Raw genomic sequence first — 24146 nt, forward strand, 5'->3', positions numbered from 1 at the left:
CCTCAGGCGTCGAAGTCGCGGTCGTCGGCCGCCTCACCCCGCACCACGGCCGCGAGGCGGGCGAGCCAGGCGGCACCGGCTTCGTCGTGGACGGTGTGCCGGGGTTCGAGCACGGGGTAGGGCGTGACGGGGACGCCGTCGGCGGGGCGGACGTCGACGTGCACGACGTCGTGGCCCTGCGCGTGCAGCCAGTCGGCCATGGCGTAGTCGGTGCGGGAGTCGCCGACGGTGCGCCAGGCGCGCGGCAGCTCCCCGTCCTGCGCGAGCATCCGCAGCGCCATCTCGGCGCCGCGGTCCTTGCCGAGCAGCACGGACTCGATGTCGGTGGAGATGATCGTCGGGTCGATCCGCCAGTCCACGGCGCCCCGGGCGTCGGGCATCGTCGCGCCCTTCCAGGTGACGCCGAGGTCGAGGTCGGCGAAGACCTGCAGCGCGGCCTTCTCGTACTCCGGCTGACGGGCCAGGTAGGTGGCGGAGTCGACGTCGAGGCGCTGCTCCAGCGACACCATCGCGCGCTTGCCGCGGTCGACGAACAGGACGTCGGCGAAGTCGGTGCGCGCCAGCGCCTCCAGCCGGACGACGGCCTCGCGCGGGACGGCGACGGCCTCGTTGACCTCCACCGGGCCCATGCCGTCGGCGGTGACGCTGAACGTCACCGCCCCCTTCTCGGACACCGCGTGCAGCCGGGCCGCGGCGGGCAGACCGGCGGCGAGGACGGGGCCGACGACCTGCTCGCGCAGGAACGTGTCGGAGCGGCCGGTGTTGAACACGACCGGGATCCCCGCGGCGAGGAGTTCCAGGAGGCTGTCGAGCAGGCCGGGGGCGCTGATCGAGCGGGTCACGGGGCTGGCGATCGGGCCGTCGACGTCGAGGAGCAGGCCGAAGGCGGGAGCGGTCGTCACGTCCCGATCCTCCCACCCGCGCCGCGCTGGGCTGGACGGGTGACGGGCCGGTGTTCCCACCGGCCCGCCCGCGTCCCCTGGCAGGCTCGGTGGGTGCGTCTCGTGCTCGTCCCGCCGCTCGCGGCCGTCCTCCTGGCCCTCACCGCCTGCGGGGCCGGGGCCGCGTCGCCCGCTGCGGGCACGCCCACCGACGTCCCCACCACGGCGCCCGACGTCGACGTCTGGACGCCGAGCCCGGAGCAGATCGCGCACGAGGAGTGGCTGCAGGCAGGACCGCCGGCGACGTCGATGCCGACGCGCACCTGCACGCGGCACGAGCCCACCGAGGAGGAACTGGCGACGACGGACCCCGACGACCTCGTCGCGGTGTCCGGGCTCTCCTGGACGAGCTGCTTCGACCCGTCCGCCTACCCGGGGGCCTCCCCGTGCACCCCGCCCCCCGACCTGGCCGAGGGGCAGGCGTTCCTCTGCGTCGAGGGCCCCCGGCTGACCCAGCGCGTCGTCGACGACTGGAACGCGTTCGTGGACGCCGAGGACCGGGCCGCCGCCGGACGGATGGGGATGGGCCTGGAGGAGTACCGCGCGCGGTACGTCGACGACGTGGGCGGGCCCTCCGTCGGGTCCTCCGTCGGGTCCGGCGTGGAGCCCGCGCCCTAGTCGAGGGCGTCGAGGACCGCCTTGACGACCGTGAACGGGAGCTTCACGACCGTCCACACCAGGGAGAACAGGTCCACGACGTCGGCGGAACCCTGGGCGACCTCACCGGCCCTGTCCCGGCGGCGGCGCCTACGTCGCACCACGTCGGCCCGCCGACCGCTTCTGCTGGTCCCGCACCCCGTCGAGGGCGATGACCGCGGCGAGCAGGAGGGCCCGCAGGTCCGGGTCCAGGGCCGGGTCCGTGCTCAGCACGAACTCGTCGGCGTCGGCGACGGCGCGGCCGAACGTCCGGTGGCGGCGGTGCACCCCGCCGAGCAGGTCGCCCGCCGTGCGCAGGCTCGTCGGTCGCGGGTCGGCGTGCAGGGTGACGGTCCACTCGCGGCTGCCCCACGCCCCGCCGGTCATCCGGGCCAGGACGCCGTCGGGGGTCGCGATCTCCAGGCGCGGCGCGCCCCAGGAGTTCTCCTGCCGGACGCGGCCGAGGGGGCTGCCGTCGGGCCGGACGGCGTGGAACTCCAGGCGCTGACCCCACCGCGCGGGCCGCTCGACGAACAGCACCGGCGCACCGTCGGCGGCCACGACGTAGCGGGAGGACGTCACGATCCCCAGGAAACCGCGCCGCTGCTCCTCCTCGACCACCGCGAGAGCGTTCCCGTCGGGAGCCAGCAGGTCGTAGTGGTGGCGGGTCGAGAACACGCGGCCCTGTTCGCGCAGGACGAGTTCGGGGGCGTCGAAGACCGCGGTCACCGTCGCAGCATGGCGCAGGGGGACCCGGTCAGTGGACCGAGTGCGTCAACGGCACCCCCGGCCGGTAGGCCAGGTGCGTCACCGACGGGGCGTCGAGGACGTGCAGGTCGGCGCGGGCGCCGACGGCCAGGTGGCCCACGTCGGTGCGCCGCAGCGCGCGGGCACCGCCGGCGGTCGCGGCGTGCACGGCCTCGGCGACGGTCAGCCCCATCTGCAGGACGGCCGTGGCGACGCAGAACGCGAGGGAACTCGTGTAGCTGGACCCGGGGTTGCAGTTGCTGGCGATGGCGACGGTCGCACCGGCGTCCAGGAGGCGGCGGGCGGGGGCGAGGGGCTGGCGGGTCGACAGGTCGCAGGCGGGCAGGACGGTGGCGACCGTGTCCGACCCCGCCAGGGCGTCGACGTCGGCGTCGGACAGGTGGTTGCAGTGGTCGACGCTGGCGGCGCCGACCTCCACGGCCAACCTCACCCCCGGCCCCGGGCCGAGCTGGTTGCCGTGCACGCGCAGGCCCAACCCGGCCTCGCGCGCGGCGAGCAGGACGGTGCGGGACTGCTCCTCGTCGAACGCCCCCGTCTCGCAGAACACGTCGGCCCAGCGGACGTGGTCGCGGACGGCCTGCAACTGCGGTCCGACGAGTTCGGCGAGGTAGTCGGCGGGTTCCTCGCCGGGGGCCACGATGTGGGCCCCGAGCCACGTCACCTCGTCGGTGAACTCCGTGGCCAGCAGCGCGGCGCGCAGTTCCTCGGCGGGGGTCAGGCCGTAGCCGGTCTTCGTCTCCAGCGTCGTCGTGCCCTGGGCGCGGGCCTCGGCGACGTGCCGGCGCAGACCGCGGCGCAGCTCCTCGTCGGTGGCGGCGCGGGTCGCGGCGACGGTCGTGGCGATGCCCCCGGCGGCGTAGGGCCGGCCGGCCGTCCGGGCCTCGAACTCCTCCGTGCGGTCACCGGCGAAGACGAGGTGGGAGTGCGCGTCGACCCAGCCGGGCAGGACCGCGCGACCGCAGACGTCGACGCGGTCGTCGGCCTCGGGCGCCTCGTGCTGCCGCCCCGTCCAGACGACGAGACCGTCCTCGACGACGAGGGCGGCGTCGAGGACCCGGCCCAGCGGGTCCTCACGGGTGGCCCGCTCGGGGTCGTTCGTCGTGAGTTCGGCGATGCCGGTGTAGAGCGTGCTCACGCGAACCTCCGCAGGACGTCGGCGACGCGGTCCTCCCCCACCGCCGTGTGCCCACCCTGGCGGACGCGGACCTCCCCCGCCACGACGACGTGCGTCACGTCCTGCGCCGTCGCGGTCATCGCGAGCTGGGCGGGGTCGGAGCCGGCGGTGCGGACCGACCCGGTGCGGACGGCGACGAGGTCGGCGGGCTGCCCGACGGCGATCGTCCCGCCGTCCAGGCCGAGGCTGCGGTGCCCGCCCGTCGTCAGCGCGGCGACGAGGTCGGCGGGATCGAACACACCCCGGCGCAACGAGCCGAGCCGGGCGGCGGCCTCCAGCCCGCGGGTCTCGGCGAACGGGTCGACGACGGCGTGCTGGTCGGTGCCCAGGGCCAGGACGGCTCCCGCCTCGGCCAGCACCCGGGCCCGGCCCACCCCGTCGCCGAGGTCGGCCTCCGTCGTCGGGCACGCCACGACGGAGGCCTGCCGCGCCCCGAGGAGGGCGACGTCGGCGTCGGTGACGTGGTTGGCGTGGACCACCGAGAAGGCGGGGCTGAGGGCCCCGGCGCGGTCGAGGAGTTCGGTCGGGGTGCAGCCGTAGGCCCGGCGGCACGCCTCGTTCTCGGCGGGCTGCTCGGAGAGGTGGACGTGGACGGGGGCGCCGAGGTCCCACGCCGTCTCGGCGACCACCGACAGGTCGGCCGGGGCGACGGCGCGCACCGAGTGGGCCGCCACCCCGACGCGGAAGAACTCGTCGGCCGGGAGCTGTCGCACCCGTCGCGCCCAGGCCCGCACGTCGCCGTCGCAGAACGGCCGCTGCTCGGGCAGGACGGGTTCTCCCGGCGCCGAGGTCAGGTACAGCGCGTCGAGCAGCACGAGGCGGATGCCGGCCGTCCGGGCCGCGTCGCGCAGGGCGAGGGCCATCGCGTTCGGGTCCTCGTACGGGGTGCCGTCCCGGCGGTGGTGCAGGTAGTGGAACTCCCCGACCGCGGTGAACCCCGCCAGCACCATCTCGGTGAACGCGGCCGTCGCCAGCTCCCGGTAGGAGTCGGGGTCCAGACGTCCAGCGAGCTCGTACATCGCGGTGCGCCACGTCCAGAACGTGCCGCCGTCCGTCCCGTCGCGATGGTGGGTGCGGCCGCGCAGGGCGCGGTGGAACGCGTGGGAGTGCGCGTTGGCGAACCCCGGGAACACCAGGCCCGTCAGCACCTCGTCGCCCGGTTCCGCGGCCACCCCCGGGGTGACCGCCGTGATGCGGCCGGCGGCCACCTCGATCCGCACGTCCCGGACGACCGTGCCGTCCAGCCAGGCGGCTTCCGCGTGGACGCTCACTGTTCCCACATCGGGACGCGCAACCCGCGCTCGCGGGCGACCTCGACGGCGCGGTCGTACCCGGCGTCGACGTGCCGCATGACGCCGGTGCCGGGGTCGTTGGTGAGGACCCGCTCGATCTTCTCCGCGGCGAGCGGGGTGCCGTCGGCGACGGTGACCTGGCCGGCGTGGATCGAGCGGCCGATGCCGACGCCGCCGCCGTGGTGCAGGGATACCCACGTCGCCCCGGACGCGGTGTTCAGCAGGGCGTTGAGCAGCGGCCAGTCGGCGATGGCGTCGGACCCGTCGGCCATGGCCTCGGTCTCCCGGTACGGGGAGGCCACCGAGCCGGAGTCGAGGTGGTCGCGGCCGATGACGATCGGGGCGGAGATCTCGCCGTTGGCGACGAGCTCGTTGAACCTCAGGCCCGCGAGGTGACGCTCCTGGTACCCCAGCCAGCAGATGCGGGCGGGCAGCCCCTCGAACCGGACCTTCTCCCCCGCCGCGGTGATCCAGCGGCGCAGCTTCTCGTCCTGCGGGAACAGTTCGAGGATCGCGCGGTCGGTGCGGGCGATGTCCGCGGGATCACCCGACAGGGCCGCCCAGCGGAACGGGCCCCGCCCCTCGGCGAACTGCGGACGGATGTAGGCCGGGACGAACCCAGGGAACTCGAACGCGCGGTCGCACCCGCCGAGGCGGGCCTCCGCGCGGAGGGAGTTGCCGTAGTCGAACACCTCGGCGCCGCGGTCCTGGAACCCCACCATCGCCTCAACCTGCCTGGCCATCGACGCGCGGGAGCGGCGGGTGAAGTCCTCGGGGTCCTTCGCCGCCAGCTCGTGCCACTCCTCGAGCGTGACGTCCTCGGGCAGGTAGCTCAGCGGGTCGTGCGCCGAGGTCTGGTCGGTGACGACGTCGATCGGCGCGCCGCGGTCGAGGAGGTCGGTGAACACCGTGGCGGCGTTCCCGACGACCCCCACGGACAGGGGACGGCGGGCGTCGCGGGCGGCGATCACGCGGGCCAGGCCGTCGTCGAGGTCGTCGGCGAGCTCGTCGAGGTAGCCGTGGTCGACGCGGCGCTGCAACCGGGCGCGGTCGACGTCGACGACGAGGACGGCGCCCTCGTTGAGGGTGACGGCGAGCGGTTGCGCGCCGCCCATCCCGCCGGCGCCGCCGGTGAGGGTGATGGTGCCGGCGAGGGTTCCGCCGAAGGACTTCTCCGCGACGGCGGCGAACGTCTCGTACGTGCCCTGCAGGATCCCCTGGGTGCCGATGTAGATCCACGACCCGGCGGTCATCTGGCCGTACATCGTGAGGCCCAGAGCCTCGAGGCGGCGGAACTCCGGCCAGGTGGCCCAGTCCCCGACGAGGTGGGAGTTGGCGATGAGGACGCGCGGCGCCCAGGCGTGGGTGCGGAACACCCCGACGGGTTTGCCGGACTGCACGAGCAGCGTCTCGTCGTCCTCCAGGGCTTCCAGGGTGCGGACGATGGCGTCGTACGCCTCCCACGACCGGGCCGCCTTCCCCGTGCCACCGTAGACGACGAGGTCGTCGGGGCGTTCGGCGACCTCGGGGTCGAGGTTGTTCATGAGCATCCGCAGCGGGGCCTCCGTCTGCCAGCTCTTCGCGTGCAGCTCGGTGCCGCGGTGGGCGCGGACGGGCCTGGGCCCGTGGGGGTTCCCGGACATGGCGTTCTCCTCAGTCGACCTGGGTGAGCGAGCGGGCGGCGGACACGAGCCGCCCCGAGGCGACGAGACCGGTGACGGCCTCGATCTCGGGGGCGAGGAACCGGTCGGGGCCGGGACCGGCGACGACGGTGCGGACGAGGCGCAGGAGTTCGCCCGTGACGGGCGCAGGTTCCAGGGGTCCACGCAGGTCGAGGGCGCGGGTGGCGGTCATGACCTCGATCGCGAGGACGCGGGTCAGGCCGTCGAGCGCGCGGCGGAGTTTGCGTGCCCCCGACCAGCCCATCGAGACGTGGTCCTCCTGCATGGCCGAGCTCGGGATGGAGTCGACGCTCGCGGGGACGGCGAGGCGCTTGAGCTCCGACACGATCCCGGCCGCGGTGTACTGCGCGATCATCAGGCCCGAGTCGACCCCGGCGTCGTGCGCGAGGAACGGCGGCAGCCCCTGGTTGCGGGCGCGGTCGAGGAACCGGTCGGTGCGGCGTTCGGAGATGCTCGCGAGGTCGGCGACCGCGATGGCGAGGAAGTCCAGCACGTAGGCGACGGGAGCGCCGTGGAAGTTCCCGTTCGACTCGACCCGGCCGTCGAGCGTGACGACGGGGTTGTCGACGGCGGCGGCGAGTTCCCGTTCGGCGACGGCGCGGGCGTGGGCGGCGGTGTCGCGGCCGGCGCCGTGGACCTGCGGGGCGCAGCGCAGCGAGTACGCGTCCTGCACGCGCGTGCACTCCGGACCCTGGTGGCTGGCGACGATCGGCGAGCCCGCGAGCGCCCGCCGGATGTTCCCCGCAGCGACGCGCTGGCCGAGCTGGGGACGCAGCTGCTGCAGGTCGTCGGCGAACACCGCGTCGCTGCCGAGCAGCGCCTCGACGGACAGGGCGGCGGCGAGGTCGGCGGTGGCGAACAGGACGTCGAGGGTGTCGAGCGCGAGGGCGAGCTGGCCGAGCATCCCGTCGGTGCCGTTGATGAGGGCCAGGCCTTCCTTCTCGGCGAGGACGACGGGTTCCAGGCCCGCGGCGGCGAGGGCGTCGGCGGTGGGCAGGAGTTCCCCGTCGCGGGCGCGGACGTGGCCCTCGCCCATGACGGCGAGCGCGCAGTGCGCGAGCGGCGCGAGGTCGCCGGAGCAGCCGAGGGAGCCGTACTCGGTGACGACGGGCGTGAGGTGGGCGTTGAGCAGGTCGGCGTAGGCGCGGGCGGTGCGCGCGCGGACGCCGGTGCGGCCGGTCATGAGCGTCGACAACCGCAGCAGCATCGTCGCGCGCACGACCTCCGTCTCGACCTCGGCACCGGACCCCGCGGCGTGCGAGCGGACGAGGCTGCGCTGCAGCGCGGCGCGCTGGTCGGTGGGGATGTGCTTGGTGGCCAGGGCCCCGAAACCGGTGGAGATCCCGTAGTGGGGTTCGGCGTCGTCGGCCAGGGCTTCGATGCGGGCGCGGGAGTCCTCCACGGCGTCGAGCGCCACGGGGTCGAGCTCGACGAGGGCACCGTGGCGGGCGACGGCGACGACGTCGGCGATGCCGACCGGTCCGGTGGAGACGAGGACGCTCTTCACGTCCCTCACTCTGCAGCGCGGGCGCCGTCCCGTCAGCGCCCGGCGCGGCGTCGGTGTCCAGAGTGCTGGACACTCCCGGGGTGTCGTCGACCGGTGCACCGACCGTCGGGGCCGCGCTGCGCATCCTGTCGTTCATGGCGGCGCAGCAGGGCCCCGTCGCCGCGGCGACGCTGGCGCGGGCGCTGGACCTGCCGCGGTCCAGCGTCTACCGGTTGCTGGGGGAACTGGCCGGGCAGGGTTTCGTCCTGCACTTCCCCGAGGCGCGGCGGTACGGGCTGGGGATCGCGGCGTTCGAGCTCAGCTCGGGGTACGTGCGGCAGGAACCCGTGACCCGGCTGGGGCGGCCCGTGCTGGCCGGGCTCGTCGACCGCGTCGGGGAGTCCGCGCACCTGGCCGTCCTCGTGGGCCGCGAGGTCGTCTACCTCGTGGAGGAGCGGGCGCCCCGGCGGCCCGCTCTCGTGACGGACGTCGGGGTGCGGTTGCCCTCGCACCTCACCGCGAGCGGTCGGGCGCTGCTGGCGGAGCTGCCGCGCGAGCAGGTGCGGGCGCTGTTCCCCGACGCGGCGACCCTGGACGGGCGGGGCACGACGACGCTGCGGGACCTGCGGACCGAGCTGGTGCGGACGCGGCAGCGGGGGTTCGCGGTCGAGGACGGGGAGATCACCGCGGGGTTCGCCTCCGTCGCGGTCGCCGTCACCGACCGGGCGGGGTGGCCGGTGGCGAGCCTGGCGGTGACGTTCGAGAGCACGGCCGTGGACGCGGGGCGGTGGGAGGCGCTGGTCGTCGCGGTGCGGGGGTGCGCCGGGGAGCTGCGGCGACGGCTGGTCGGGGGGTGAGCCGGGCGGCGCGGGTGGGCCTCGTTGCCTCCTCGGGGACGATGATCGTCCTCGGGGAGGCAACGGGCACCCACCCCGCCCGGCCGGCTCGGGTTGCGGTCCGCGGGGGACGTCCCGGTCCTCGTCGGGATCGGGGCACTGAGCACGCGGGAGGTGCTGGCCGTCGCCGAGGTCGTCGCGGCCGGGAGCTGGGAGTAGCAGGCCGGGAGAAGGGGGCTGGGCGTGGGGGCAGCCGTGGGTGCCCGGTGGACGTCGTCCCGGCGACGCGGACGGGACACCCGCACCTCGCTCCACGTGGGTGCCCCGGTGGGTGCGGGAACGGGGCCGGTCTGCGCGTCGCCCCGACGACCGCCGGGTCGGTCCCACGTCCGCACCCACGTCGACCGGGTGTGAGACCGGGTGTGAGACCGGGCGCGGTCAGGCCGCGCGGCGCCGGGCCAGCCGCAGCGCCAGGAACGCCAGCACCCCGCCGACGACCGAGCCCAGGCTGTTCGCCAGCCAGTCGCCGGTGTCGCACGAGCGTCCGAGCGCCGGGACGAGCGCCTGCACCAGCTCGATCGCGGCCGAGGTCGCGCTCCCCAGCGCGGCGACGAGCAGCCAGCGCCTGGTCGCCACCCCGGCCAGCAGCACCGGCGGGACGAACAGCAGGAGGTTGGCGAAGGACTCCACGCGCGCGGGCGTCGGCAGCGCCCACTCCGCCACGCACCGGGCGTAGAGCTCGCGGTCGACGGGCAGCAGCGTGAGGATCGCGACGGGCACGAGGGCCAGCAGGGTGAGGACCACGGCGAGCCGGCGGTGCCGGACCAGCCACGCCCCGGCGAACGGCCCCACGACGACGACCACCACCAGGACCAGGGGCGTCACCCACGGGTGGGCGACGAGGAGGGTGCTCAGCACCGGCTCACCGCGCACCCGTGGGGTGCAGCGCGGCCCACTCGGGAGCCAGGAGCGCGTACTCGTAGCCGTCGACCCAGCCCAGCTCGGCGTGCCAGGAGTCCTGCACGCCGTGCTGCTCCCGGCGCATCCCGGCCTTCTCCAGCACCCGCACCGACGCCGGGTTGTCCGCGTTGCAGCTCGCGGTCACGCGCCGCAGGCCCAGCACGTCGAACGCGGCGCTCAGCAGGCCGCGGGCCAGGTCGGTGCCCAGGCCCCGGCCCCACGCCGAAGGGTCCAGCACGTAGCCGATCCGGCCCTGGGTGCCTCGGGGCATCCCCGGCTGGCCCAGGCCGTCGAGGACGTCGAGGAACCCCAGCCCGACGGTCCGGCCCCCGTGCTCGGCGACGCAGGAGAAGTCGGTGTCGCTGCCGGGCACCGTCGACCACTCCCGGCGGAACTCCTCGGGCTCGACGTGGGTGCGCAGCATGAACCGGTTGACGGCCGGGTCGTTGCGGAGCACCGCCAACCCGTCCAGCTCGTCGGGGCGCGGGTCGCGCAGGACGAGGGCGCCGGAACGGGCGGGCCAGGGAGCGGGAAACACCTCGTGATCCTGTCAGGAGGCCCCGGCACCCCGGCCCGCGCGGCGCTCAGGTGAGCGGGGAGCGCTGCCAGTCGCTGCTGAACTCCGTGCCGCTGCGCTTGAACAACTGCGTCACGGGGCAGCGGCGTTCGGTCTCCTCCCGCAGCGTCGCGAACGTCGCGTCGTCGGCGTCGGTCTCGATCCGCACCTGGACGCTGACGCGGTCGAAGTTCGCGTTGCCCTCGGCGCCGGTGCCGATGACGGCGGGGTTCAGGTCGCCCTGGACGTGGAACGTCCACGCGCCGAGCTGCACCCCCAGACCCTTGGCGACGATGCTGCCCGTGACCTGGTTGCACGACGTCAGCGCGCCGAGGGCGTAGCTCAGGGGGCTCGGCGCGGCGTCCTGCCCGCCGAACGAGGGGTAGGTGTCGGCCTGGAACGTGTGCTCGTTCTCCCCCGGGACGGTGAGGTCCTGGGCGACCCCCGTCCCCTGGGCCTGGACGACGAACGGCACGGTCTTCGGGCTCACGGGTGCTCCTCTGCTCGAACGGGTACCTGAAGCGTCACCCGTACCCCGGCGAGCGGCAACCGGCGGTCGCCCCGCCGGCGGTACGGGACCGGGCCGGGCACGGCCGGGCGGGGTCACGTCCAGTACAGGTACCGGGCCGTGGGCAGCCGGTCGGCGAGCGCCGCCTCGAACCAGCCGCGCAGCTCGCGCATCGTGTCGCGGTCGTAGACGTGCTTCACCGCACCGAACTTCCCGTGCTTGCGGCTGCGGGTCGACTCGTCGAGGTCGAGCTTCGTCGCCGGGTACCAGCCGAGCTGGACGTCCCTGCTCTTCGGGGTGAACCGGTGGGTGATGCACTCGACCGTCAGGTCGGCGCTCGCGGGCAGTTCGGCGGCGGCCGCGTCGAGGAGGTCGCCGTAGGCGGTGCGCCAGTCCTCGACCGGCATGATCGGGGCGATCGTCAGGCCGACGGGGTAGCCGGCGCGGGCGAGGCGGCCGAGGGTGCGCAGCCGGGCCGGGACGCGGGCGGTGCCGCCCTCGAACCGTTCGACGCCGGCGACGTTGACCGAGGCCCGCACGCGGGTGCGGCCGTGGTGGGGCAGGTCGAGCAGCCCGTTGACGTCGTCGTACTTCGTCGTCAGGCGCAACTGCACCGGGCCGGGCCAGTCGTGCGTGCCGAAGTGCGCGACGGTGGCGGCGAGGGACCCCGTGACGTGCTCCAGCGCGAGCGGATCGGTGTAGCAGGAGGCCTCGAACGTCGTGCCCTCGTGCCCGCGCGCGGCCGTCCCCGACGTCACCCCGCCGGTGCCGACGACCTCGTCGAGCCCGGCGAGGATGCGCGGCAGGTCGGCGTACACGCGGGTGATGGGCGGGCCGGTGAGCGACCCGGCGAGGTAGCAGTACTGGCAGTGCCCGGGGCAGCCCTCGGCGAGGGGGAAGGAGAAGTCCGCGCTCGGCGGGATGGGCGTCGGGCGGCGCTTGGAGGGGGCACTGGTGACGACGGCCAGGGTGCGCTTGGCGCGGGCGTAGGTCTCCCGGTCGTCCTTCCCGCGCAGGGGTGGGAGGCGGTCGCCGGGCAGGAGGCGGACGTCCTGCACCCCGGCGGCGGCGAGGCGGTCGAGGATCGCGCGGCCGTGCGGTTCGGTCTGCGCGGAGGCGGTGACCAGGACGTGCCGCGGCGTCCACAGGACGGGACCGCGGGTGGGGTTCGGGAGTGGGGACGGGGCGCTGGTGGCCATCGTCCAGTGCAACCCCCGGCGGGGCCGGCGGCATCCCGGGACCGGCCGTGAGGTGGGGCACGCCGGGGACTCAGCCGCGCCGCAGGTCCAGCGGCCGGCGCCGGCACGTCGACGCCTCCCCCGGCCGCGCTCAGCCGAGCCGGCGGGCCAGCAGGTCGGCCCCTGCACCGGTGAGCCCGTCCAGCCCGGCCCTCCGCCCCGTGAGGACGAGCAGGACGTCGTCGGCCGGGCCGCGGACGGGCGCGCCGTTCCCGTGCCGCAGGTCGACGTCCTCGACCTCCACCCGCACCCCGTCCAGCAGCCCGGCCGGGACGAGGCCCTTCGGGGCGGTCAGGAGGAAGGACAGCGCGGGCCGCGCCCGTGCGGCGGGGACCTCTCGCCGCACCCCCAGCGGGCGGCGCACGTCCAGCCCGTGCACGAGGACGTCGACCAGGGGCGCCTCGGGGCCGGCGCCGGGCGGGGTGAACCGCGAGTCCGCACCGCGGCGCAGGGCGTCGACGAGGTCCTCGCGCGAGCGGCGGGCCAGGCGGCGGGTGACGCGGCGGTTGGCCCGGTCGAAGTCCCCACCGGCCAGGGCGACGGCGAGCACCATCCGCGGCAGCCCCACCGCGAGGGGCGTGACGAGGTGGGCCAGGACGTCGTGCACGGTCCACGCCGGGCACAGGCTGCGGGCCCGCAGGTCCTGCTCGCTCGCCGCCGCGAACAGGTCCGCCAGCCCGCGCCGTTCGTCGGCGATCTGCGCGAACAGGTCCGCGCCGCTCACCGCGCGGCCCGGGAGGCCGAGCGGCGCCAGAGGTGCGTGAGGGCCCCGAGGAGCACACCCACCCCGACGAGGACGCCGGCGATCCCGTACTGCTCGACCGCCCGGCCCGACGTCCACGGCAGGACGAGGTACGCGCACGCCGCCGCGCCCACGACGGGCAGCACCCGGCCGGCGGAGAAGTGCTCGTGCGCCACCCGGTCGCGGCGCAGGACGAGGACGGTGACGTTGACGACGCAGAACACCGTGAGCAGCAGCAGCGACGTGGTGCCGCCGAGCACCGCGACGACCGGGGAACCCGGGTCCAGGGAGACGTAGGTGATGAGGGCCAGCGCGATGGCCGTCGTCAACGCGATCGCCGCCCACGGGGTACGCCGAGAACGGTGGACCGCCGACAGGGCCGGCGGCAGGACGCCCTGCCGGCCCATCCCGTAGATGAGGCGGGAGGCCATGAGCATGTTGATGAGGGCGGAGTTCGCGACGGCGAACATCGAGATGAACGGCAGCGCCTGCGCCACCGGGAAACCCGGGGCCGCCGTCGTCGCGACCTCGGCGAGCGGGGTCTCGCTCTCGCGCAGCACCCCGACCGGGACGACGGCGACGGCGCAGATCGAGACGAGGACGTAGATGACGGCGGTGGTGCTCAACCCGGTCAGCAGGGTGCGGGGGAAGACGCGGCTGGGGTCCTTCGTCTCCTCGGCCATGTTCACCGAGTCCTCGAAACCCACCATGGCGAAGAACGCCAGCGACGTCGCGGTGCTGACGGCGAGCAGGAGGTTCTTGTCCTCCGGCGTCTCGAACAGCACCACGCGGGAGAAGTCGGCGTTCCCGCCGGCGACGGCGTAGAACCCCAGCCCGATGACGATGAGCAGACCGGACAGTTCCACCAGGGTCAGGACGACGTTGAGCTTGACGCTCTCGCTCACCCCGCGCAGGTTCACCGCGGCGATGAGCAGCATGAAGGCGAGCGCCACCAGCAGGATCCCGCCGTCGCCGAACTCCAGGCCGAACCCCTCCACGAGGTTCGCCGCGAACGCCCGCGCGGCTGCGGAGGCGGAGGTGATGCCCGAGCACATGACGACGAAGCAGACGAGGAACGTCAGGAAGTGCAGGCCGAACGCCTTGTGGACGTAGAGGGCGGCCCCGGCCGCCTGCGGGTACTTCGTGACGAGTTCGAGGTAGGAGAACGCGGTGACGGTGGCGACCGCGAAAGCCACGAGGAACGGCAACCACGCCGCTCCCCCGACCTCACCGGCGACCTGCCCGGTGAGGGCGTACACCCCGGTGCCGAGGATGTCCCCGACGATGAACAGCAGCAGCAGTTTCGGCCCGATGACGCGTTTGAGCTCCGGTGGGGCGTCGTGCTCGACGGTCGTGCTCACGCTGAACCCCCTCGACGTGCCGCGGCCAGGGGCCGGGGCGGACGACGTGCGGAACCCCGACCACTGTGGCAGCGGCGGGGCGCGCGGTCCAGACCCGCCGCCGTCCGGGTGCGCGGTGCGGTCGGGGGTGCGATGCTCCTATGGTTCGTCAAGCGGCTGCAGGTAGGGAGTTGCTGTCCGCGGGTGGCTCGAGCAAGGTGAAGACCTCTCGGGCGATGTATCGCTTGAGGCAGCGGATGATTTCTGACTTGCTCAGGCCCTCACTGGTGCGACGCGCGACGTACTCGCGGGTGCGTTGATCAGTGCCCATGCGGGTGATCGCGATGCGCTACAGCGCGTTGTTCGCTTGGCGGTCCCCACCGCGGTTGAGGCGATGACGGTTCGTCCTGCCCGACGAAGCCGGCAGGGGCGCTGCCCCGCAGAGCATCGCGAACGCGGCCTCGGAGCGCAGCCGCTCACTGTTCTGCCCGGCGGTGACCAGCAGTTGCCCAGCGACGTCGGGACCGATGCCCTTGACCGCCAGCAGGGCAGGGTTGATCTGCTGCACGAGGGCGGCGATGAGGATGTCCAGATCGTCGATCTCCTGACTCAACTGCTCATGGCGCCGCGCCAGGAACCGCAGCGCGACCTTCGCCGCGATGGCGGGCTCACCCACGCGCGAGCGGTCAGGGCGAACCGCCGCGCAGGTGGTGATCAGCTGTCGCAGCGGCAGATCGCGCAGGTGAGTGCGCAGCGCTTCAGGCGCGGTGACGATCAACGCCTTGAGGCGTCGTTGCACATCAGCGCGGTGCGCCACCGCGCAGCGGCGGGCCACCCGCAGCATCCGCAGTGCTTCGACCTGGCCATCGCACTGCTTGGGAGTGCCGGTGCGCCGCTGAGTCAGGGCCGCGCGGGCGGCGGCCTCGGCGTCGACGGGGTCGGACTTGCCCTGCCAGCGGCGCGCCTTGCGGTCAGGGCGGTCGACCTCCACCAGCGGCACCTGCTGACCCTGCAGGTAGCGGGCCAGCCCGGCGCCGTAGGCGCCCGTGCCCTCGATGCCGATGAGCACCACGGTCCCGAAGGTGCGCAGCCACCTCAGCAGCGCCACGTAGCCGGCGGCGTCAGCGCGGAACTGCGCCGAGCCCAGCAGGCGACCCGTGGCGTCCAAGGCGGCCGCGGTGTGGGTGTCCTGGTGGGTGTCCACACCGCCGGTCACCTCCACGGCTGCCTGCTGGAGCCCTGCCTGCTGGAGCCCTGCCTGCTGGACCCTCTTGTGCTGCGATGTCATCGTGGTCTCGCCGTCCTTCCACCTCGACCGGTACGGGCGGCACGCGCCGGTCGGGCGGGCGGACAAGACAGTGACGGGGCCTCTGGCCAGGCTCCTATGAGGTCACGACGCCCGTTCGGCAGGTGCACAAGGGCTTCGCGCCGGCCGGTCGACAGATCGCGTTGAAGACACGAAGTCAGTCAGAACCAAGGGTCAGACCCACCGGCGCGAAGCCCTCGTACATCCTCACTGTCAGTCCAGCCAGTACGCGGCGGCGAAGTCGTCGACGGCGCGAACCAGTTCACCCGCGGTGGTGGCGGGCACGCCGTCGTGCTCGGTGAGGGCCGCCGCCCGCTCGGGGGCGCCGAGGCCGGCGCCGCGTCGGCCGGCGTCCGCGAGCGCCGCCGTCGCCAGCGCGGTCCGGGCCAGACCGGCGTCGGCGCCGAGCCGGTCCAGGACGAGCCCGGCGACCCAGTCGGGGTCGAAGCTGCCGTGCGGGGGCGCGAAGACGCGCTCGCCCTCGACGTAGTCGCCGCTGCCGCCCCAGTGCCGTCCGCCGTCCCGCGCCACCCTCGGAACGGTAGGGCGAGGAGGGGCGGACGGCCACGGCGGGCGGTAGAACCGTGTCATGGTCACCCAGCACGGAGAGCACGGAGAGCCCGGACAGGTCCACGAGGAGGTCGAGGTCAAGTACGACCTCGCGCCCGACGCCGAGGCCCCCACCCTGGGCGCGCTGCTGGGGGACCTGCCCGGGGCCGACGAGCGCGGCTACCGCGAGGGCGACCCCGTCGAGCACGAGCTGGAGGCCGTCTACTTCGACACCCGCGACCTGCGGCTGAGCGCGGCCCGCACGACGCTGCGCCGCCGCACCGGTGGGCACGACGCCGGGTGGCACCTGAAGACGCCCTGGCGGGAGGGGGCGCGCCAGGAGCGGCACCTGCCCCTGGGCCGGGCCGTCAAGACGGTGCCGGCCCCCCTGCGCCGGCTGGTGGCCGACGTCACGGGGGACCAGACCCTCGTCCCCGTCGCGCGGATCACGACGCACCGCACGGTGCGCACGCTGGTGGACGCCGCCGGGACCGCCCTGGTGGAACTGGCCGACGACCGGGTGCGGGCCCAGCGCCTGGCCGGGGGGTCCGTGGGCCAGGACGAGCAGGAGTGGCGCGAGGTGGAGCTGGAGCTCCTCGACGGCGACCGCGAGCTCTTCGACGCCGTCGACGCGCACCTGCGGGCGGCGGGACTGGTGGTCGCCGAGACCGGCTCGAAGGTGGCGCGGGTGCTCGCGGGCGCTCCTGCGCCGCGCACGGACGACGCTCCGGCGGCGGGAGCCGACGCGCCCCGGCCCGACGCGCCCCGGCCCGCCGACCGGGTCCTGACGCCCGCCGCCCCGCGCCGCACCGACCTCGGCCCGGGATCGCGCGCCGGGGACGTCCTCGTCGCCCACCTCGCCGAGCAGGTGCAGCGCGTCCTGGACCAGGACCCGCTGGTGCGGGCCGACGCCCCGGACAGCGTGCACGCCATGCGCGTGGCCACCCGCCGGCTGCGCAGCGCCCTGAAGACCTACGGCCCGCTCCTGGCGACGTCGACCAAGCCGGTGCGCGCGGAGCTGCGCCGGCTGGCCGCCGAGCTGGGTGAGGCGCGCGACGCCGAGGTGCTGCGCGACCGCCTGGTGCGGTCGGTGGCCTCCCTCGACGCCGACCACCACGACCACAGCGCCGACCACGCCGACCAGCACGGCGCCGCTCCCGACGGGGTCCCGCAGCGCGTGCGCGAGCAGCTCGAGGGCGACTACCGCACCGCGCACGACCGGGTGCTCGCCGAGCTGGACTCCGAACGGCACCAGTCGCTGCTCGACGCGCTGCAGGACCTCGTCGAACGTCCGGAGTTCTCCGCCCGCGGCCGGCGCAAGGCCGCGAAGGTGCTGCCGAAGCGGGTCGCGAAGACCTTCGGCGCGCTGGCCGACCTCGTGCAGCAGGCCCAGGACACCGGTCCGGGCCCCGCGCGCGACGAGCTGCTGCACGAGGCGCGCAAGGCGGCCAAGCAGACCCGGTACGCGGCCGAGGCCGTCGTCGTGGTGTTCGGCAAGGACGCCAAGCGGTTCGCCAAGGCGGTCACCGAGCTGCAGGAGGTGCTCGGGGAGCACCAGGACTCCGTCGTGACCCGGCAGCGGTTGCGCGACCTCGCGGCGACGGCCCACCCGGAGGTCGCCTTCGCCTACGGGCGCCTGTTCGCGCAGGAGGAGGTGCACGCGGCGGCCACCGAGGCCGACGTCGAGGAGGTGTGGGCCGCGGCCCGGGCCAAGCGCCTGCACCGCTGGCTGCGCTGAGGGACCCGTCCCGTCCTGCCCCGGCCCCGCGCCGGACGGTTGAACGTCGGATGAACGGCGGGGCGGGCGGCTCAGGTCGGCCGGGCCCGGCTCGATGGACGGACCACGCGTCCCGCCCGTCGAGAGGTCCCTCCCGTGTCCCAGCACCCCCGCACCCCCGGCGGCCGACCGCCCGGACCCCTCGCGCGGTGGCTGCGGGGACGGCGGGTCGCCACCCGGCTGCTCATGGCCACCGCCGTCGTGGCGGTCGCCGCCGCGGTCGTCGGGGCCCTGGCGTGGGCGGCCCTGGGGAACCTGCAGGCGCAGCGGCAGGACGAGGTCGGCCGGGCCGTGCCGTACATCACCGGTCTGCAGCAGGCGGCCCTGGCCGCCAAGGCCGCCGCCACGGACGAACGCGGGTACCTGATCACCGGCGACCCGACGTTCGCCACGGAGAGCCTGGAGCGCCGCACCGCCTTCGAGGCGGCCCTGCAGCGGTCCCGGGCCGTCGCCGCCCCGGGCGAGCGCGCGACCCTGGACCGGATCGAGGCGCAGGTCACGGGCTGGTTCACCGCGCTGGAGGCGGAGTACGACCGGTACGGGACCGACCCCGCCGGGGCGACCGCGCTCTCCTTCGGGGCCAACCGCGACCTGCGCAAGGAGTACGAGACGACCATCGCCGCCGAGACCCAGCGCGCGAGCGACGCCCTGGCCGGGGGCCGGGAGTTCGCCCGCATCGCCGACCGCGCCCAGCTCAGCGTGCTGGTGGTGCTGGTCGGTGGCCTGCTGCTGGCCGTCGTCGCGGCCCTGGCCATCGGGCGCTCCATCGTCGCCCCGCTGCGGCACGTCACCTCCGTCCTGCAGGACGTGGCGGCCGGTGACCTGACGGTCACGGCCGGCCTGGACAGCCGCGACGAGATCGGCACGATGGCGCGTGCGCTCGACGCGGCCACGGGCGGGTTCCGGCGGGTCCTGCAGCGCATCACCGCCACGGCGGGCGAGGTGGCCTCCTCCGCCGACGCCCTGGCGGCCGTCTCGGCCGACCTGTCCGACCGGGCCCGCGTCTCCGGCGACCAGGCGCACACGGTCGCCTCGGCGACCGAGGAGATCTCGGTCAGCGTCGAGACCGTCGCGGCGGCCGGGGAGGAGATGACGGCCGCCATCGGCGAGATCGCCGGGTCCACGGCCGAGGCCTCCAGCACCGCGTCCGCGGCGGTGGAGTCCGCGACGGCGGCCGGGCTCACCCTGGAACGGCTGTCCGCCTCCAGCCGGGAGATCGGCGACGTCGTCAAGCTCATCACCTCCATCGCCGAGCAGACGAACCTCCTCGCCCTCAACGCCACCATCGAGGCCGCCCGGGCCGGGGAGATGGGCAAGGGGTTCGCCGTCGTGGCCGGGGAGGTCAAGGAACTGGCCCAGCAGACCGCCCGGGCGACCGACGACATCACCGCCCGGGTGCTGGCGACGCAGGCCGACGCGGCGGCGGCGGCCACCGCGATCGGTGAGATCGGCACCGTGATCGCCCGGATCGACGCCCTGCAGGCCACGATCGCCGCCGCGGTGGAGGAGCAGTCGGCCACGACCGCCGAGATGGTGCGCAACGTCAACGAGGTCTCCGGCGGGTCCCGGGACATCGCCGCCAACGTGGCCGGTCTGGCCGAGGCGGCGACGCGGACGACGGCGGACGCGACCGGCACGGCCGACACGGCCGGGGACCTGCAGACGTCGGCGGCGGTCCTGCGCGAGCTCGTCAGCAGCTACCGGAGCTGAGCGGGAACCACCGCTCCTCCGGGGCCGGTACGCCGAAGTGGAAGCCCTGGGCCGACTGCCAGCCCTGGGCGGCGAGGTGGCGGGCCTGGGCGGCCGTCTCGACCCCCTCGCACGTGGAGGTCAGGCCGAAACCGCCGGCCAGACCGGCCACGGCCGCCGCGATCCGGTCCGACCCGGCGTCCTGGGGCAGGTCGGCGACGAAGGAGCGGTCCAGCTTCAGCCCCGTCACCGGCAGCCGCCGCAGGTAGGACAGGGCCGAGTACCCGGTGCCGAAGTCGTCGATGAGCACCCCGACCCCCAGGGTGGCCAGGGCGCACAGCTCGCTCTCGGTGACGGGGTCGCCGGGCACGATCGCGTCCTCGAGCAGCTCCACGGTGAGCCGGTCCGGGCTCAGCCCCCGGCAGCGCAGGCCCCGGGCCACCGTCGCCGCGAACGTCCCGTCGAGGCGGCGCGCGGAGGTGTTCACGGCGACGTGGACGCCGGGGTGGCGGGCCAGGAACCCCAGGGCCTCCTCCAGGACGAGACCGTCGACGGCGGCCAGCAGCCCGCAGTCCCGGGCGACGTCGAGGAACTGCTCGGGCAGCAGCAGGCCGCGGCGCGGGTGCGCCCACCGCACGAGCGCCTCGAAACCGGTCCGGCGGCCGTCGCGCAGGTCGACCACGGGCTGGTAGTGCACCCGCAGCTCGCCCTCCTCCACGGCGCGGCGCAGGTCGTTCTCGACGGTGAGCCGGTGCGCGGCGCGCTCGCGCAGGGCCTGCGTCACGACGTGGCAGCTCCCGCCGCCGGCCGCCTTGGCGGCGGCCAGGGCCGTGGTGGCGTCGCGCAGCACCGCCCCGGCGGTGGGGTTCGCGGTGGGGGACGCGGTGGGGGTGGAGAGGTCCACGACGACGAGCCCGGTGCTGGCGGTGCAGCGGATCTCCTGCGGCCCGGCGGGGGTGTCGACCACGAACGGGCCCCCCACGCAGCGGGTGAGGCGGTGGGCGATGTCGACCGCCTCGGCCTGGTCGGCCAGGTCCGTCAGGACCACGAGGAACTCGTCGTCGCCGAGGCGGGCCAGCAGGTCGTGCCCGCGGACCCCCAGGGCCAGCCGGGAGGCGACGGTGGTCAGCACCCGGTCGCCCGCGTCGTGCCCGAGGCTGTCGTTGACGACGCGGAACCGGTCCAGGTCGCAGGCGATGACGCCCAGCACCCCGCCGCGGGCGCGCAGCCGCTCGTCCAGGTCCGCCAGTGCCCCGGCCCGGTCCGGCAGGCCCGTCAGCGCGTCCCGGCCCGGTGCGGGCCGCACCACTCCCCCGCACCTCCACCCGGCCCCGACCACGGCCCCGGCCCCGGCCCCGGCCCCGGCCCCGGCGGGGTCCTCCCCGGGGTCCAGCTGCTGCACGAGCACGACCGGCCCGCCCTCGGGGGCGGTCGCGAGCGTCAGCAGCACCGTGCGGCGCACGACCTCACCGTCCGGGCGGCGCACGAGGGTGCCGGTGCGGACGTCCTCGGCCCCGGCCCGCAGTTCCTCGACGCAGCGGTCCAGGGGCAGCGGTTCCCCGGCGGCCTCCGGGGAGGACAGGAGCTCACCCAGCGTGCGGCCCACCAGGTCCGCCTCGCAGGAGGCCCACAGGTCGGCGGCGATGGCGTCCCCGGCCTGCAGGACCAGGCCGCGCAGGTCGCAGACGACCAGCCCCGTCCTGGACGGCAGGACGGCGGACGCGACGTCGAACCCCTGCGTGCCGGGCTCGGGAGGGCTCTCGTCCTGCCGCACGGCGCACCTCCGTCCCTCGCTGGACCTCACCCCATCTTCTAGAAGATGGGTGTCACGAGTGTGCCGCCCCACGCGCCCGCGCACAATCCGCCCACCGCGATCCACGCCGCCCAGTGCGCTCAGGCCGGCGGGCCCGCGCGCCGATGACCTGTGGGTGGTGGACCTCCCGGAGCGGCGTGGCCGGCGCTCGGCCAGCCTGCGCAGCCGGTTGCTCGTGCTCGTCCTGGTGCCCATCGTCGGGTTCTCGGTCCTCGCCTCGATCCTCGTCACGGAACGCTTCCAGCGCGTGCAGGCCGCCGAGGACGCCGTGCGCCAGGTCCGCGCCGCCGTCGCGCTGGCCGCCGTCCGCGCCCGCGTCACCGAGGAGGCCATCCCGATCGTCTCCGGGGTCGAACTGGCCGACCTCGACGACCGGGAGCAGGACCCCGACGGGGACGCGGACCTGGCCGGGGAGCTGCGCGACCTGGTCGCGCAGGCGAGCGCCCGGACCGACGCCGCCGCCGCCGCGGCCGCCCGCGACCCCCTGGCCCGGCCCCGGGTCCTGGAGATCACGACCCGCCTGGCCGCCGTCCGCGCCTCCCGGGGGGCCGGCAGCACGCCCAGCCGGCGCGAGACCAGCGACCGTCAGCTCTTCGAGAAGTACCGCTACCTCGTGGACGGTCTGAGCGAGGGCGTCGACGCGCACCTGGCCGCCGCCGACGCCCAGGGCGGCGGGGACTTCGGGCTGGAGAACGCCCTGGCCGACCTGCGCCGCACCGCCCACGCCACGACCCTCGCCGGGGAGGAGGTGCCCTACTACCTCGGGTTCCTGGCCGCCCCCGAGGGTGCCGAGAGCCCCGCGCGCCGGCTGTTCCTGCGCAGCTGGGCCGGCTCGCGGACCGCCTCCGACGACGTCACCGCCTCGGGCCAGCAGGCCGTCCGCTCGGGCTGGATCGCCGCCCTGGCCGAGGAGCAGACGCAGGTCGTCGACCGCACCCTGTCGCAGGCCGTGGCCTCCGGCGGCCGCGGCGTCCCGGACTCCGCGGTCCTGGTCTCCCTCAGCTCCGCCGTCGTCGGACGCGACGACGCGCTGCGGGCCGTGCTGGACACGGCGGCGGCCCACGCGGTCGGGGCGGCCGAGCGGTACCGCGCCCAGGTCCAGGGGCAGCTCGCCCGGTACGCCGGGGCCACCGGTCTGCTGCTGCTGCTGTCGGTCGCCGGCACGCTGGTCACGAGCCGGTCGATCGCGGGCCCGCTGGACCGGCTCGCCGCCGCCGCCCGCTCCATCAGCCGCGGCGAGCTCGTGGACGTCGCCGTCGAGGGCCCGCCGGAGAGCCGGGTCGTGGCGCACGGTCTCGGAGCGGCCGTGGCGAGCCTGCGCTCGGTCCAGGCCCAGGCCCAGGCCGTCGCCGACGGCGACCTGGACGACGAGATCCTGCGCCGTCCCGTCGGCGGTCCCCTCGGGGCCGTCGTGCACGCCTCGGTCCAGCAGATCCTCGGCGCGGTGCGCGACCGGGAACGGCTGCAGGCGCAGATGGCCCACCAGGCCACCCACGACGCGCTCACGACGCTGCCCAACCGCGCCGAGGCGCTGGCCCAGGTCGACCGGGCCCTGCGCCGCACCCACCGCACGGGTGAGCGCGTGGGACTGCTCTTCCTGGACCTGGACCGGTTCACGACGGTCAACGACTCCCTGGGTCACGTCGCCGGGGACGCCGTCCTGCGGGCCGTCGCGCACCGCCTGCGCCAGCGGGTGCGCAGCGCCGACGTCGTGGCGCGCCTGGGCGGGGACGAGTTCGTCGTGCTCGTCGAACCCGTGCAGGACGAGAAGGGCCTGCTCGACCTCGCCCACGCGCTCCTCGCCGCCGTCGCCGAACCCCTCACCCCGCCCGGCCCGGACGGGTCCCCGGCCGGGTCCCCGCTCGTCGTCGGCGCCAGCGTCGGGATCGCCCTCGGCCGCCTCGACGCCGACACCCCGCTGCACGAGGCCGGCGGGGCCGCCGACCGGTTGCTGCAGGAGGCGCACACCGCCGCCCAGCGCGCCAAGGACGGCGGCCGCGGCCGGGTCGAGGTCTACGACGACGACCTGCGCCGGGTCCTGGCCGCGCACGCCGCCGTCGAGGACGGGCTGCGGCGCGCCCTGGCCCGGGACGAGCTCGTCCTGCACTACCAGCCCGTCACCGACCTCCTCACGGGCCGGGTCGGCAGCGTCGAGGCGCTCGTGCGGTGGCAGAGACCGGGCGAGGGGCTCGTGCCCCCGGGGGTCTTCATCCCCGTCGCCGAGACCTCAGACCTCATCTGCGACCTCGGCCGGTGGGCCCTGCGGACCTCCCTGGCGCAGCTGCGCGCGTTCGACGCCGCCGGCGGGCCCGGCGCGGGCCTGAAGGTCGCGGTCAACATCTCCGGGCGCCACCTGCGCTCCCCGCACCTGGTCGAGGACGTCCGCTCGGCGCTGGAGGCGTCCGGCACGGCCCCGCACCGGCTGGCCCTGGAGATCACCGAGACCGTCATGGTCGAGGACGACGCCGCCTGGGCCCGCCTGGAGGAGCTGCGGGCCATCGGCGTGCAGATCGCCATCGACGACTTCGGGACGGGCTACACCTCCTTCGGCCAGCTCGCCCGCGTCCCCGTCGACGTGCTGAAGATCGACCGCAGCTTCGTCGACTCCGAGGACCCGCGCACCGTCGAGCTCGTCCGCCTCGTCGTGGGCGCGGCACGCAGCTTCGGCCTGCGCGTGGTCGCCGAGGGCGTGGAGCAGGTCTCGCAGGTGCACGCGCTGCAGGCGGTCGGGTGCGACACCGCGCAGGGGTACTACTTCTCCCGGCCCGTGGCCGCCGACCGGCTGCCGACCGCCGTCGACGGCTGCCACACCCGGTACGACGCGACCTGCCGCTTCGAACCGACCGGTTGACC

At 75.4% G+C, this 24146-nt stretch carries 20 protein-coding genes and 1 pseudogene; 5 read left to right on the plus strand and 16 right to left on the minus strand.

Annotated elements, in window-relative coordinates:
* Positions 1-2: 2 nt before the first annotated feature.
* Positions 3-902: a hypothetical protein gene (locus AB2L27_RS17245; RefSeq protein WP_370442727.1), complete on the minus strand. Its 900-nt coding sequence runs from the start codon at positions 900-902 to the stop codon at positions 3-5.
* Between the two features lie 93 nt (positions 903-995).
* On the opposite strand from AB2L27_RS17245, the gene AB2L27_RS17250 reads away from it, so the two are divergent.
* A complete protein-coding gene (locus tag AB2L27_RS17250) occupies positions 996-1559 on the plus strand; it encodes a hypothetical protein (RefSeq protein WP_370442728.1) in 564 nt (187 codons plus the stop codon).
* Here AB2L27_RS17250 and AB2L27_RS17255 read toward each other — a convergent pair.
* The 6 genes from AB2L27_RS17255 to hutH are packed head-to-tail and all read right to left on the minus strand — an operon-like array spanning position 1556 to position 8009.
* Positions 1556-1702 (minus strand): hypothetical protein, encoded by a 147-nt coding sequence (locus tag AB2L27_RS17255; protein WP_370442729.1) that lies wholly within the window; start codon positions 1700-1702, stop codon positions 1556-1558. The genes AB2L27_RS17250 and AB2L27_RS17255 overlap by 4 nt on opposite strands.
* Positions 1689-2306 (minus strand): phospholipid scramblase-related protein, encoded by a 618-nt coding sequence (locus AB2L27_RS17260; protein ID WP_370442730.1) that lies wholly within the window; start codon positions 2304-2306, stop codon positions 1689-1691. The genes AB2L27_RS17255 and AB2L27_RS17260 overlap by 14 nt, the downstream gene beginning before the upstream one ends.
* A 28-nt stretch (positions 2307-2334) precedes the next feature.
* Positions 2335-3480, minus strand: a complete 1146-nt coding sequence (gene hutI / locus AB2L27_RS17265) for an imidazolonepropionase (protein WP_370442731.1) — start codon at positions 3478-3480, stop codon at positions 2335-2337.
* Positions 3477-4790: a formimidoylglutamate deiminase gene (locus AB2L27_RS17270; protein ID WP_370442732.1), complete on the minus strand. Its 1314-nt coding sequence runs from the start codon at positions 4788-4790 to the stop codon at positions 3477-3479. The genes hutI and AB2L27_RS17270 overlap by 4 nt, the downstream gene beginning before the upstream one ends.
* On the minus strand, positions 4787-6454 hold the full coding sequence (hutU, locus tag AB2L27_RS17275) for a urocanate hydratase (RefSeq protein ID WP_370442733.1): 1668 nt from the start codon (positions 6452-6454) through the stop codon (positions 4787-4789). The genes AB2L27_RS17270 and hutU overlap by 4 nt, the downstream gene beginning before the upstream one ends.
* A 10-nt stretch (positions 6455-6464) precedes the next feature.
* Positions 6465-8009: a histidine ammonia-lyase gene (gene hutH / locus AB2L27_RS17280; RefSeq protein ID WP_370442734.1), complete on the minus strand. Its 1545-nt coding sequence runs from the start codon at positions 8007-8009 to the stop codon at positions 6465-6467.
* Between the two features lie 71 nt (positions 8010-8080).
* On the opposite strand from hutH, the gene AB2L27_RS17285 reads away from it, so the two are divergent.
* A complete protein-coding gene (locus tag AB2L27_RS17285; RefSeq protein WP_370442735.1) occupies positions 8081-8836 on the plus strand; it encodes an IclR family transcriptional regulator in 756 nt (251 codons plus the stop codon).
* Between the two features lie 417 nt (positions 8837-9253).
* Here AB2L27_RS17285 and AB2L27_RS17290 read toward each other — a convergent pair whose 3' ends face one another.
* The 8 genes and pseudogenes from AB2L27_RS17290 to AB2L27_RS17325 form a co-directional block, all read right to left on the minus strand.
* Complete coding sequence (locus AB2L27_RS17290) at positions 9254-9733, minus strand: VanZ family protein (protein WP_370442736.1); 480 nt, start codon at positions 9731-9733, stop codon at positions 9254-9256.
* A 4-nt stretch (positions 9734-9737) separates the two neighbouring features.
* Positions 9738-10313, minus strand: coding sequence for a GNAT family N-acetyltransferase (locus AB2L27_RS17295; RefSeq protein WP_370442737.1), 576 nt, complete (start codon positions 10311-10313; stop codon positions 9738-9740).
* Between the two features lie 46 nt (positions 10314-10359).
* On the minus strand, positions 10360-10821 hold the full coding sequence (locus tag AB2L27_RS17300) for an OsmC family protein (RefSeq protein WP_370442738.1): 462 nt from the start codon (positions 10819-10821) through the stop codon (positions 10360-10362).
* Positions 10822-10934: 113 nt separating this feature from the next.
* The gene (locus tag AB2L27_RS17305) at positions 10935-12038 is read right to left on the minus strand and encodes a spore photoproduct lyase family protein (protein ID WP_370442739.1); all 1104 of its coding nucleotides are present in this window, start codon (positions 12036-12038) and stop codon (positions 10935-10937) included.
* A gap of 130 nt (positions 12039-12168) precedes the next feature.
* Positions 12169-12801 carry a maleylpyruvate isomerase family mycothiol-dependent enzyme gene (locus tag AB2L27_RS17310; RefSeq protein ID WP_370442740.1) on the minus strand — a complete coding sequence of 211 codons (633 nt, stop codon included), beginning with the start codon at positions 12799-12801 and terminating at the stop codon, positions 12169-12171.
* Positions 12798-14180, minus strand: a complete 1383-nt coding sequence (locus AB2L27_RS17315) for an APC family permease (RefSeq protein WP_370442741.1) — start codon at positions 14178-14180, stop codon at positions 12798-12800. The genes AB2L27_RS17310 and AB2L27_RS17315 overlap by 4 nt, the downstream gene beginning before the upstream one ends.
* A 148-nt stretch (positions 14181-14328) precedes the next feature.
* Positions 14329-15447, minus strand: a pseudogene (locus AB2L27_RS17320) (IS110 family RNA-guided transposase).
* Positions 15448-15678: 231 nt separating this feature from the next.
* Entirely contained in the window at positions 15679-15996 is a 318-nt protein-coding gene (locus tag AB2L27_RS17325) for a hypothetical protein (RefSeq protein ID WP_370442742.1), read from the minus strand.
* Between the two features lie 58 nt (positions 15997-16054).
* Here AB2L27_RS17325 and AB2L27_RS17330 point away from each other — a divergent pair, with 58 nt between their 5' ends.
* Complete coding sequence (locus AB2L27_RS17330; protein WP_370442743.1) at positions 16055-17752, plus strand: CYTH and CHAD domain-containing protein; 1698 nt, start codon at positions 16055-16057, stop codon at positions 17750-17752.
* Between the two features lie 135 nt (positions 17753-17887).
* The gene (locus AB2L27_RS17335) at positions 17888-19501 is read left to right on the plus strand and encodes a methyl-accepting chemotaxis protein (RefSeq protein WP_370442744.1); all 1614 of its coding nucleotides are present in this window, start codon (positions 17888-17890) and stop codon (positions 19499-19501) included.
* Here the strand turns inward: AB2L27_RS17335 and AB2L27_RS17340 are convergent.
* Entirely contained in the window at positions 19482-21254 is a 1773-nt protein-coding gene (locus tag AB2L27_RS17340; RefSeq protein WP_370442745.1) for a putative bifunctional diguanylate cyclase/phosphodiesterase, read from the minus strand. The genes AB2L27_RS17335 and AB2L27_RS17340 overlap by 20 nt on opposite strands.
* Before the next feature lie 154 nt (positions 21255-21408).
* Between AB2L27_RS17340 and AB2L27_RS17345 the strand changes: the two genes are divergently transcribed.
* Positions 21409-24144, plus strand: a complete 2736-nt coding sequence (locus AB2L27_RS17345; protein WP_370442746.1) for a putative bifunctional diguanylate cyclase/phosphodiesterase — start codon at positions 21409-21411, stop codon at positions 24142-24144.
* Positions 24145-24146 lie beyond the last annotated feature (2 nt).

The organism is Kineococcus halophytocola (genome assembly GCF_041276425.1).
In the GTDB taxonomy this organism is placed as follows: Bacteria; Actinomycetota; Actinomycetes; order Actinomycetales; family Kineococcaceae; genus Kineococcus; species Kineococcus halophytocola.